The 10,945-nt window shown below is 69.1% G+C and carries 12 protein-coding genes; 4 read left to right on the top strand and 8 right to left on the bottom strand.

The genetic code is table 11. The annotated features are described in order from the left end of the window. Positions 1 to 153: 153 nt before the first annotated feature. A complete protein-coding gene (locus AC6LKG_RS14250; protein WP_498165272.1) occupies positions 154 to 474 on the top strand; it encodes a helix-turn-helix domain-containing transcriptional regulator in 321 nt (106 codons plus the stop codon). Between the two features lie 15 nt (positions 475 to 489). On the opposite strand, the gene AC6LKG_RS14255 is transcribed toward AC6LKG_RS14250, so the two are convergent. The 4 genes from AC6LKG_RS14255 to AC6LKG_RS14270 form a co-directional block, all read right to left on the bottom strand. Continuing rightward, complete coding sequence (locus tag AC6LKG_RS14255) at positions 490 to 1,473, bottom strand: Bug family tripartite tricarboxylate transporter substrate binding protein (protein WP_498165274.1); 984 nt, start codon at positions 1,471 to 1,473, stop codon at positions 490 to 492. 146 nt (positions 1,474 to 1,619) lie between these two features. Further along, positions 1,620 to 2,564 carry a LysR family transcriptional regulator gene (locus AC6LKG_RS14260; RefSeq protein WP_498165276.1) on the bottom strand — a complete coding sequence of 315 codons (945 nt, stop codon included), beginning with the start codon at positions 2,562 to 2,564 and terminating at the stop codon, positions 1,620 to 1,622. Positions 2,565 to 2,640: 76 nt separating this feature from the next. Beyond that, positions 2,641 to 3,789, bottom strand: a complete 1,149-nt coding sequence (locus tag AC6LKG_RS14265) for a CaiB/BaiF CoA transferase family protein (protein WP_498165278.1) — start codon at positions 3,787 to 3,789, stop codon at positions 2,641 to 2,643. After that, positions 3,786 to 4,580: an enoyl-CoA hydratase gene (locus AC6LKG_RS14270; RefSeq protein WP_498165289.1), complete on the bottom strand. Its 795-nt coding sequence runs from the start codon at positions 4,578 to 4,580 to the stop codon at positions 3,786 to 3,788. Before AC6LKG_RS14270 ends, AC6LKG_RS14265 begins: the two co-directional genes overlap by 4 nt. Before the next feature lie 196 nt (positions 4,581 to 4,776). Here AC6LKG_RS14270 and AC6LKG_RS14275 point away from each other — a divergent pair, with 196 nt between their 5' ends. Both AC6LKG_RS14275 and AC6LKG_RS14280 read left to right on the top strand, forming a co-directional pair. Further along, positions 4,777 to 5,643, top strand: a complete 867-nt coding sequence (locus tag AC6LKG_RS14275) for a hypothetical protein (protein WP_498165279.1) — start codon at positions 4,777 to 4,779, stop codon at positions 5,641 to 5,643. A 1-nt stretch (position 5,644) separates the two neighbouring features. Further along, a complete protein-coding gene (locus AC6LKG_RS14280) occupies positions 5,645 to 6,325 on the top strand; it encodes a hypothetical protein (protein WP_498165280.1) in 681 nt (226 codons plus the stop codon). A gap of 14 nt (positions 6,326 to 6,339) precedes the next feature. On the opposite strand, the gene AC6LKG_RS14285 is transcribed toward AC6LKG_RS14280, so the two are convergent. Beyond that, entirely contained in the window at positions 6,340 to 7,047 is a 708-nt protein-coding gene (locus tag AC6LKG_RS14285) for a YiiX family permuted papain-like enzyme (protein WP_498165282.1), read from the bottom strand. 36 nt (positions 7,048 to 7,083) lie between these two features. Further along, positions 7,084 to 7,827, bottom strand: coding sequence for an SDR family oxidoreductase (locus tag AC6LKG_RS14290; protein ID WP_498165283.1), 744 nt, complete (start codon positions 7,825 to 7,827; stop codon positions 7,084 to 7,086). A gap of 125 nt (positions 7,828 to 7,952) precedes the next feature. On the opposite strand from AC6LKG_RS14290, the gene AC6LKG_RS14295 reads away from it, so the two are divergent. Further along, entirely contained in the window at positions 7,953 to 8,873 is a 921-nt protein-coding gene (locus AC6LKG_RS14295; RefSeq protein WP_498165285.1) for a LysR family transcriptional regulator, read from the top strand. On the opposite strand, the gene AC6LKG_RS14300 is transcribed toward AC6LKG_RS14295, so the two are convergent. Together AC6LKG_RS14300 and AC6LKG_RS14305 are read right to left on the bottom strand one after the other, a co-directional pair. After that, positions 8,852 to 10,246, bottom strand: coding sequence for a GntP family permease (locus AC6LKG_RS14300; RefSeq protein ID WP_053500194.1), 1,395 nt, complete (start codon positions 10,244 to 10,246; stop codon positions 8,852 to 8,854). The two genes, AC6LKG_RS14295 and AC6LKG_RS14300, sit on opposite strands and share 22 nt — an antisense overlap. A 192-nt stretch (positions 10,247 to 10,438) precedes the next feature. After that, positions 10,439 to 10,855, bottom strand: coding sequence for an NUDIX hydrolase (locus AC6LKG_RS14305; RefSeq protein ID WP_498165290.1), 417 nt, complete (start codon positions 10,853 to 10,855; stop codon positions 10,439 to 10,441). Between the last annotated feature and the right edge of the window lie 90 nt (positions 10,856 to 10,945).

A 10,945-nucleotide genomic window follows, 5' to 3' on the forward strand; every position in this document is an offset into this window, starting at 1 on the left:
GGGCGCTTCGGCGCCCGTGCGCTTTTTCGGAAAGCGCCGGGTGTTTGGCGCGTGTCCGTTTAAGATTCGTTTATTGACGAGGCACGGTGCGGCTGCGGCGGTACGGTCTCGCCAAGCTGGATTCGAATAGCTATCGGGCTGGGACAGGAAACCATGAAAAGCAGACTCCACGACGAAGCGATGGCGCAGGTGTACGCCGGCGATCGGGATCTTGCGTTGGCGACGCTCAACGAGATTCTCGCGGATGGCAGCCAGGCCGAATTGTTGATCGTGCTGCGCCAGATGACCCAGGCGTTTGGTGGCATGCAGGCGGTGGCCGAGCAGGCGCGGGTGAACCCGACCCAGCTCTACCGCACGCTGTCGCCCAAGGGCAACCCATCGCTGGCCAGCCTGCTGGCGATTCTCAAGGCGATGGGCCTGCGGTTGGCCGTGATGCCGCAGGCCAATGCGGCGGCCCCGGTCCGGATGGGCTGAGGCCGCCCGGCGCGCTTATTGCGGCTCGATCTTCGCGTCGATCGCGCGCTGGGTCCAGATCTGGCGCTGCGACTGGGCGAAGGCCTGGTGTTCTGCCAGCGTGTTGGGCGCGACCTGCATGCCCAGCGTCTCGAACTTGGCGATGCTGTCGGGCTCGTTCAGGATGCGCGTGATCTCGCGGTTCAGGCGCTCGACCACCGGCGCGGGGGTGTCCTTGGGCGCGGCCACGCCCACCCACACCACCAGGTCGAAATTCCTGTAGCCCAGTTCGGCCAGCGTCGGCACGTCGGGGAAGTCCTTCGAGCGGGCCTGGCCGGTGAAAGCGATGCCCTTGAGCTTGCCGCTGTGCATGAACGACGTGACCACCGACAGGTCGGCGAACAAATAATCGACGTGGCCACCCAGCAGGTCGGTGACGGCGGGGGGCTGGCTCTTGTAGGGCACGGCGTTGGCGGCGGCGCCGGCGACGCTGTTGAAGGTGGCGCCCGCGATCTGGCTGGTGGGCGAGCCGTAGGCATAGTTCAGCGGCCTGGCGCGGGTGGCCTGCGCCAGTTGCGACACGCTGTCGTAGGGCGAGTCGGCGCGCGCCACCAGCATCATGGGAATGGTGGCGATGCGGATGACGTGGATGAAGTCGCCGGTGGGATCGTACGGCAGCTTGCGGAACAGGGCGGGCGTGGCCGAGTGCGTCGAGCTGCTGGTGAGGATCAGCGTATAGCCGTCGGGCGCGGCGCGCGCGGCGGACGAGGCGCCGATGGTGCCCGAGGCGCCAGGCTTGTTCTCGATCACGATCGGCACGCCCAGGCGCGGCCCCAGCTTCTCACTGAGAATGCGGGCGCTGGTGTCGGTGGCGCTGCCGGGCGAGAACGGCACCACGATGGTGATGGGCTTGTCGGGGTAGGCGTCGCCGGCTTGCGCGGCGCCGCTGGCGGCGGCCAGGGCCAGGGCGCAGGTGGCGGCGAACAGGCGCAGGCGGTTGCGTTCCGGGGGGCGGGTCATGGGGGTCTCCTGTGTTTTTCTGTGGCCCCGCTGCGTGGCGGGCAGCGGGACGGATGCCATGATGCGACCGCGTGGCTTATCTCAACAAGGGACTAATTTTCATAGACCTATTCCGTATCCGGATAAGTTGCCTCCGGCGCGCCGGTTCAAGGTCCGCCGTCGCTTTCGTCATAGCGGGTCGGGTCCGGCGCCGCTTCGCGCGCCCGCAATGTGGTTTCGAGGCTGGCCAGGAAGGCGTCCGCCGCCAGCGACAGGCGCGCGCTGTGGCGTTGGATCAGCCACAGCGCATGGCCGCGCTGGCCGGCGCCGCCGATGGGCGCGGTGACCAGGCCCAGTTGGCGCGCGAAGGCGCAGGCGTAGCCGGGCACCACGGTGATGCCCAGACCGGCGCGCACCAGGTTCAGCACCGAGGCCAGCATGCCGGCTTCGATGCCGGACTGGAATTGCAGGTCGAGTTCGCCGCCGATGCGGTCGACGGCGCGGCGCACGCTGTAGACGTTGCGCAGCGTGACGTGTTCGTGCGCGGCCAGGTCGGCCCAGCGCACCTGTCCGCGCCGCGCCAGCGGGTGGCCTGGGGCATGCACGACGTGCATGGTGTCGCGGTAGATCATGCGCGCGGCCAGTTCATCGCCGGCTGTGTCGGTGGACACGATGCCGAAGTCGGCGCGGCCGTGGCGCACATGGTCGATGGTTTCGTCGGTATTGAGCTCGAACAGTTCCAGTTTCACGCCCGGGTAGTGGCGATGATAGCGGGCGATCACGCCGCCGAGCAGGCCGATCATCATCATTGGCGAGCAGGCCACGCCGACCACGCCGCGTTCCAGCGAGCGCAGGCCGGACATGCTGCGCTCGGCCGCGCGCACCGTGCCCAGGATCTCCTGGGCATAGGCATAGAAGTCGGCCGCGCCCTCGCACGGCGTGACGCTGCGGGTCGAGCGCTCGAACAGCGGCTGGCCGACCTCCGCCTCGAGTTCCGCGCACAGCTTGCTGACGGCCGATTGCGTGACGAAGGCGGCGCGGGCGGCGGCGGTGAAGCTGCGCAACTCGTAGAGCGCGCAGAACACGCGCAACTGCTTCAGGGTGATGTTCATGGTCGGGACGGAAAGGGGCGGGCGCCCCGGTGTGGTCCCGGGGCGCGCAGGCTGGCGCCCGCCGCGTCCCGGGAGATCAATCCGGATCGAGCATATCGCGATCCGCGTCCTGGCGTGGCGCCAGGCGTCGGATCGACCCGGGCGTGCGCGAGAAGCGCACCGGGATCGCGGTGGCAGTGAGCGCGCCTTCGGTGGGATGTTCGAGCCGCTGGAAAAAGCCGGTGGCGGCCAGGTGCGGGTCGTCGAACAAGGCCTCGGGCGGGTTGACGCGCGAATGGGGAATGTCGGCGTCCGCCAGCAGCGTCAGCCAGTCTTCGGTGCCGCGCAGCGCGACGATGGCCGCCAGGTCGGTGTACAGCGCGTCGAAGTTGCGGGCGCGGGTCTGGGGGCTGGCGTAGCGCGGATCGGCGGCCAGGTCGGCGCGTTCGGCCAGGGCGAAAAAGCGCTGCCATTGCGCATCGGTGTAGGGCAGCAGCGCCAGGAAGCCGTCACGGGTGCGGTAGGGACGGCGCTCGGGCGACAGCACGCGGCTGTAGCCCATGCCGCCGCGCGGCGGGTCGAAGGTGCGTCCGCCCATGTGTTCGATCAGGGTGAAGGACACCAGCGTCTCGAACATGGGCACCTCGATGGCCTGCCCCTGGCCGGGCTTCTCGCGCTCGTACAGCGCCATCGGGATGGCGTAGGCCAGTGTCAGCCCGGCCACCTTGTCGGCCATGATGGTGTTGATATAGGCCGGCGCGCCGCTGTTGCGGCCCTGCAGGTCGGCCAGGCCGCTCATGGCCTGGATGATGTCGTCGAAGGCCGGCTGGGCGGCGTAGGGGCCATCCTGGCCGAAGCCCACCGCCGAGCAATAGACCAGGCGCGGGTTGCGCGCCCGCAGGCTGGCGGCGTCCAGCCCGACCCGCGCCAGCGCCCGCGGCCGCACGTTGGAGATGAAGACGTCGGCGCTGTCCACCAGCCGCAGCAGGCGTTGCCGGTCGGCGGGGTCCTTGGCGTCCAGGGTGAGGCTGTGCTTGTTGCGGTTCAGGTTCAGGTAGACCGCACCCATGCCGGGCGAGGCGGCCGGCGCCGAGGCGCGGAACACGTCGCCCTCGGGTGCTTCGACCTTGATGATCTCGGCGCCCATGTCGCCCAGGATCTGGGTGGCGTAGGGGCCCATGCCGACCGATGTCATGTCGACCACCCGCACGCCGGCCAACGGGCCGGTGGCCGGCGCCGCCGTCATTGCGCCTCCCGCGCGCGCTTGCGGGCCAGGAACGGCGCCATGTACCGCTTCGGCTCGTCCGTGTCGAAGGCCGCGCCGAAGGCGTCGACGCTGCGGTCCAGACCGGCCTCGATGGAGGACGTTTCCCAATAGCGCAACAGCGCCTTCTGCGAGCGCACCGCCAGCGGCCCGCTGTTTGCGATGGGCGCCACGGTGCGCTCGACCAGCGCGTCCAGTTCGCCGTCCTCGCACAGGAATTGCAGGAAGCCCCAGCGCAGCGCCTGCTCGGCCTCGACCGTGGCGCCGGTCAGCAGCAGCCAGTGGGTGGCGCCCGGGCCGATCAGCGCCGGCAGCAGCACGGCGTGGATCACCGACGGAATGCCGACCTGCACCTCGGGCATGCCGAAGACGCCGTCGCGCGAGCCCAGGCGGATGTCGCAGGCCGCCGCCAGCTCCATGCCGGCGCCCAGGCAGAAGCCGGGCAGGCGGGCGATGGTGGGCACCGGCACCGCGCGCACCGCTTCGCACAGGTCGCGCAGGCGGGTGATGAAGGCGCGGCCGCCGTCCGGATCGAGTTCGGCCATTTCATGGATGTTGGCGCCGCCGACGAAGGCCCTGTCGCCGCTGCCGCGCAGCACCAGCGCGCGGGCATCGGCCTGCGCCGCGATCCAGCGCACCGCCTGGGTCAGGCCCAGCGTGACCGGCGAGGCCAGGATGTTCAGGCTCTTGGCGTCGTCGATCCGCAGCGTGTAGACGCCGCGCGCGTCGCGCTCGATGTGGCTGTGGGGAAAGGCGGGAATCGGGGCGCTCATGGGCTTGCTGTCTCCGTTGGAATCGTGGGCGATGCCGGTCATGCTAGGCCCGGTCGTTGATCACGACAAACAAGTAATTTTCATGGACTGAGTCCAGGGTGGAATGAATCTCCCCAATGGGCAGGCCGCCGGCCCAGGCCGCGGCGCAAGATAGAATGCGCAGGTTTCAACTTGTGCATGGATTGCCGGGGAAGCCGTGGCGCAGTTCTCTCGAACCGACTTCATCTCCTTGCGCGCCGCCCTGGCGGGGGCGGGACTGGCGTTGGCGGCGGCGCTTGCGCCCATGACCGCCGACGCGCAAGCGGCCGCGCCGGCGCAGCCGTCGGCCGACAGCCGTGTCAGCGAGGAAATCGGCGCGTTCCGGCTGGACGGACGCCAAGGGTCGCACCTGCGACGGATCAGCTATCGCGGCCATACCTATCGGCCCCTGAACGCCTTTGAATTCATTCATGTCAGGGCGCTGGGTCCGACGGCTGGCGGCCAGCCGGTGTTGCTGGCGGTATCGAGCGACTTCATGGGCGTGGGCACTATCCTGATCGCGGTGCAGAACGACACGCCGCTGGCGCGCGTGCTCAGTCCGGTCATCGACATGCGCGACCCCGACCTGGGCCTGGCGCAGCCGGGCCGCCAGGATCTGCTGCTGTTCATTGCGGGTTCGCGCGCGCTGGTCACGACCACCGGGCAGGTGCTGTGGTTCGAAGACCGCATTCCCGGGCAGGGCCGGGCGCCAGCCGCGCGCCTGGTTTCGGTTTCGCCGGACAACCGCAGCGCCGCATTGCTGCTGGATGACGAAATCCGGCTCAGCGCGGCGGACGAAGGGGTCTATGCCCGCGTGCCGTTCAACAAAGCGATGCAAAGCAAGGCCTTCCGGCCGATCTGGGACGAAACCCACCTGATCGCCAGGCAACAGCGCGAGGCCGGTAGACGGATCGATCAGCGCCGCCTGTACGACAACATGAAAGCCGAGTGGCTCAATCGGAACTTCCGCTGGCAGGAATCAAAAGACGGGTGGCAATTCCGCGGGCAAGGCCTGGCCGTGATACCGGTGAGGCAGGAGCGGTGACATGACGTTGACGTTCTTTGCGCGCCGCGCATGGCTCGCGCCGCTGGCGTTGTCGGCGGCGCTGCTGGCGGGTTGCGCCAGCCATGGCCCCAACCGTCTTGACGACATCCGCAGCGAAGAGGCGGACCCCGCCCAGGCGGTACTGACGCTGGACGTGACGTTCGCCCGGGCGCCGGACTATGCGCCGCGGTCCGGGCAAGGCCGGGCGCCCAACAGGCACCTGGCGATATCGGGCTATCCGAACATCGAGATTCCGTTCTATCAAAAGGGCCTCGGTTTCGAACTGGGCGTGCTGGGCGACCCGCGCGCGTTGCTGGCGCTGCCGTATCCGTCGCCGAAGACGGATTCATCGACGGCCAAGCTGAAGATATTCGGCGAGCGCCTGGACCACAAGCGCTACCGCTTCCTGGTGCTGCCCCGGCCCGGATGGCGCAGCCTGGACAGCTTCCAGGTCGCCTTCTCCATTGGCGGCCGCGACGAGGCCATGACGTTCGCCTACAGCCTCAAGACGGTCTGCGAGAGCCGCCTGGACGTCACCACGCCCACCTACGGGTTTGCGATGTCGGTGGCGGCCCGCTTTGCGGCGGACAAGCCGGGTTGCCTGAAGGCCTGCGACGCGCGCCCGGGGTTTCCCGGCCAATGCGCGTTCTTCGGCGGTTTCACCACGGTGCCGGGCCTCTAGCGCGCCGAGGCCGGCTACCGTTCGCCGATCGTCCGCAGCAACGGGGAAGAGAACATCGCGGCGGGCGAGATGATGGGCTCGTCCCAGGGAATGTGTTTGCCATAGCGCTCGCGCATCTTGGCCTGGACGGCGGGCGGGCTCAGGTCGAAGTCTTTCAAGGGTTGCAGCGCGCCGATCCGCACGCCGAGGGCGCGCTGGTAGATCTTCCAGACCAGTTCGGAGCAGTAGATCCGCTCGTCCGACCAACCGAACACCAGATCGTAGGGCTTGCCGACATAGTCCGTGCCCACGCGAGCCAGTTTTTCGCGCGCCTCGGGCGTGAGCCGCGCCGTGTCGCGCAGGCGCTTGACGACGTAGGCGCCGCGTTCGCCTTGCGCCGCCCACGCGGCCAGCGGGGTGTAGCTGACCGTGGCGGCGGCTTCCAGCACGTAGGGCGCGCCCTGGCGCATCACGATCATGCCCATGTGGCTGTAGGGCGAATGGGTGGCCTGCTGGATGGCCAGGCTCTGGGCCGAGCGGGATTGCTGGAAGACCAGATCTCCGGTCTGCACCTCTGGCGCGGCCCGGGCAGCCGGCGGAACCAGCGCCGCCAGGCATAGCGCCGCGGCCGCCAGGGTATGCGCGCGGGCGCGATGCCGCCGGCGGCGCGGGGCGTCGCCGGCATGAGGGGCGGGCGGCGCCCGGTGCATGGTTGGCGGATTGATTGCGGGGTTGGAAGGCATGGGGGCAACAGTAGCATCCGCGGGCGCGGTTGCGCGTCAGGCGATGCCGCCGTTGGCGCGCAGCACCTGGCCGTTGATCCAGCCGCCGTCGGCCCCGGCCAGGAATGACACGATGCCGGCGATGTCCTCCGGTTCGCCCAGGCGTTCCAGCGGCGGCATCTTGGCGTAGTGCTCGATCAGCTCGGGGCTCTTGCCCTGCTTGAACAGGTCGGTGGCGACCGGGCCCGGCGCCACCGCGTTGACGGTGATGCGGCGGCCGCGCAGTTCCTTGGCGAACACGCGGGTAAAGCCCTCCACCGCCGCCTTGCTGGCGATGTAGAGGCCGTAGGTGGGCAGGTTCAGCGCCAGCGTGGTGCTGGAGACGTTGACGATGCTGCCGCCGTCGGCCAGCCGCGTGCCGGCCTCGCGCAGGGTGTTGAAGGTGCCGCGGGTGTTGATGTCGAAGGTCTGGTCGTAGACCTCGTCGCTGGCTTCGGCCAGCGCCTGCAGCTTCAGCACGCCGGCGCTGTTGACCAGCACGTCGATGCGTCCCAGGCCGGCCTCGACCTGCTCGAACATGGCGCGCACCTCGGCGGCCTTGGACACGTCGGCCCGCACCGCCAGGGCGCGGCCGCCGGCGTTGCGAATCTCGCCGGCCAGGGCGTCGGCTTCGGCGGCGCTGGAGGCGTAGTTGATGGCGACGGCAAAGCCATCGGCGGCCAGGCGGCGCGCGATCGCGGCGCCGATGCCGCGCGAAGCGCCGGTGACCAGGGCAACGCGTTGGGAAATCTGCGAATTCATGGAGACTCCTTAAGGGATGTGAGATGGCTCATGGGGTGAGACGAATCATGGACTATTCCAAATCAAAGATAATTACCCATGTTTTGCTAACATAATTTCATTGGCATTAATAATAAGGCATGCACATGGATCGCTTCCAGGAAATGCAGGTGTTCGTCCGCATCGCCGAACGGCGCAGTTTCTCCAAGGCGTCGGAAGACCTGCGAATTCCCCGCGCGACCGTCACCAACCTGGTCAAGCGCATGGAAAAACGGCTGGGGGCGCGGCTGCTGGAACGCACCACGCGCCAGGTGCGGCTGACCCATGACGGCGAGGCCTATTACCGCCGCTGCGTGCGCCTGCTGGCCGACCTGGAGGAAGCCGATGGCGCCTTCCTGAACACCGCGCCCAAGGGCCTGCTGCGGGTCAACCTGCAAGGCACGCTGGCGCGGGTGTTCGTGATGCCGGCGTTGCCGGGCTTCCTGGAGCGCTACCCCGACCTGGTGCTGCACCTGGGCGAAGACGACCGGCTGGTGGACCTGGTGCGCGAGGGCGTGGACTGCGTGCTGCGCGCCGGCACGCTGCAGGATTCATCATTGGTGGGCCGCCAGATCGCGTTGATGCCGCAGGTCACCGTCGCCAGTCCGGCCTATCTGGCGCGCCATGGCGAACCGGCCACGGTGGACGACCTGGAAGGGCACCGAGCGGTGGATTACGTGTCGTCATCCACCGGCCGCAGCGTGCCGCTGGATTTCATGGTGGACGGGCGCAATGTGCTGGCCCGGCCGGGCTCGGTCGTCAGCGTCGATGGCGCCGAACTCTATGCCAGCGCGGCGTTGGCCGGTCTGGGGCTGATCCAGGTGCCGCGCTACCGGGTGGCCGACGACCTGGCCGCCGGGCGGCTCAAGGAGGTGCTGCCGGGGGCGCCGCCGGCGCCGATGCCGGTGTCGGTGCTGTACCCGCAGAACCGCCAGGTGTCGGCGCGGGTGCGGGTGTTCAGCCAATGGCTGGCCGAGGTCTTCGGCCAGGCCTTCGGGCCGGCCGCTCAGACGATGCCGGTCAGGTAGTACACGGCGATCACCAGGAACACCGACAGCGTCGAGATCAGGGTGATGGCGAAGATGTCGCCGTAGGACTGGCGGTGCGTCAGGCCGGTGACGGCCAGCAGCGTGATGACGGCGCCGTTGTGCGGCAGCGTGTCCATGCCGCCCGAGGCCATGGCGGCGATGCGGTGCAGCACCTCCATGGGGATGCCGGCCGCCTGGGCGCTGTCGATGAAGGTCTGCGCCATGGCCGCCAGGGCGATGCTCATGCCGCCCGAGGCCGAACCGGTGATGCCGGCCAGCGAGGTCACCGCCACCGCCTCGCCCACCAGCGGATCGGGAATCGCCTTGAGCGCGCTGGCCACCATCAGGAAGCCGGGCAGCGCCGCGATCACGCCGCCGAAGCCGTATTCGGCGGCGGTGTTCATCGACGCCAGCAGCGCGCCCGAGACCGCGCTCTTGCTGCCTTCGGCGAAATGCGCCTTGATGTGCGAGAACGAGAACAGCAGGATGGTGGCGATGCCGGCGATCAGCGCGCCCATCACCGCCCACAGCGCCACCTGGTCATGCGCGTTGACCGGCAGGGGCTGCGGCAGGCCGGGCAGTTCGACCTGCGAGCCGGCCGGGTACCAGCCGGGAATCCAGCGTGTCAGCAGGAAGTTGGCCACGCCCACCACCACCAGCGGCAGCAGCGCGACCAGCGGGTGATGCTCGCGTCCGCCGGCGGGCGTGTCCGGTTCGTTGCGCAGTTCGGTGCCGTAGCCTTCGCCCGCCAGCGCGGCGCGCTTGCGGCGCCATTCCAGGTAGGCCACCCCGACGGTCAGCGTGAAGGCCGCGCCGATCAGCCCCAGCCAGGGCGCGGCCCAGGTGGTGGTTTCAAAGAAGGTGGTGGGGATGATGTTCTGGATCTGCGGCGTGCCGGGCAGCGCCGTCATGGTGAAGGTGAACGCGCCCAGCGCGATCGCGCCCGGCATCAGCCGCTTGGGAATGCCGCCCTGGCGGAACATCTCGGCCGCGAACGGGTAGACCGCGAATACCACCACGAACAGCGACACGCCGCCGTAGGTCAGCACCGCGCACACCAGCACGATCGCGATGATGGCGCGCTCGGCGCCGATCAGCCGCAGCACCGCCTGCACGATGGCGCGCGAGAAGCCGGACAGCTCGATCAGCTTGCCGAACACCGCGCCCAGCAGGAACACCGGGAAATAGAGCTTGGCGAAGCCCGCCATGCGCTCCATGAAAATGCCCGAGAACACCGGCGCCAGCGCCGACGGGTCGGTCAGCAGCACCGCGCCCATGGCCGCGATGGGCGCGCACAGGATGACGCTGTAGCCGCGATATGCCGCCAGCATCAGGAATGCCAGTGCCGCCACCACGATAATCAAGCCGGTCATTCATTACTCCAGGAATGAAGGGTTAAGAGGTGTGGGGCTACACCTTAACCGATCGATCCCGGCATCCGTTCGACAGCATGGGGCGCCGGCGCGTTGTCGGACCGGACCCCACGCGCGGCTCAGTAGTGATTGGGGTGTCGCCGACGCGGTATCTGGAGCAGATCGCGGGCGGTTGACGCCGGGCGGCCGCGCCTAACCTTCGCGAAATGCCAGCACCGCGGCCTTGCGCGCCAGCGCCGCGACGCCGAAGCTGGTCGCCAGGGCCTGGCCCTCCAGCTCGGTCAGCGGCACCCAGCGGGCGTCCAGCGCATCGTCGCCAGCCACCGGCTCGCCGGCCTGCCAGCGGCACAGCACCGCGATCAGGATGTAGTGCCGGCGCAGCGCGCCAGCCTCGTCGTGGTCGAACACGTCGACGGCATCGAAGACGCGCAGCGGCTCGGCGCGCACGCCGCACTCCTCGAACAGTTCGCGCGCGGCGGCATCCTCGAGCCGTTCGCCGGCCTCGATCTTGCCGCCGGGAAAGGCCCAGCGGCCCTGGTCGGGCGGGTTGGCGCGCCGCACCAGCAGTACGTGGCCGTCGCGCACCACGGCGGCGATGGTGGCGGGAATGGGGCGCGGGGGGGGGGGGGGGCGTTCGGGGGGGCGCGGTGTGTGGGGTGGGGGGTGGTTTGCTTTATGTGCCGTCGCTTTGTGGTGAAG

Source organism: Achromobacter sp. 46006 (genome assembly GCF_059761975.1).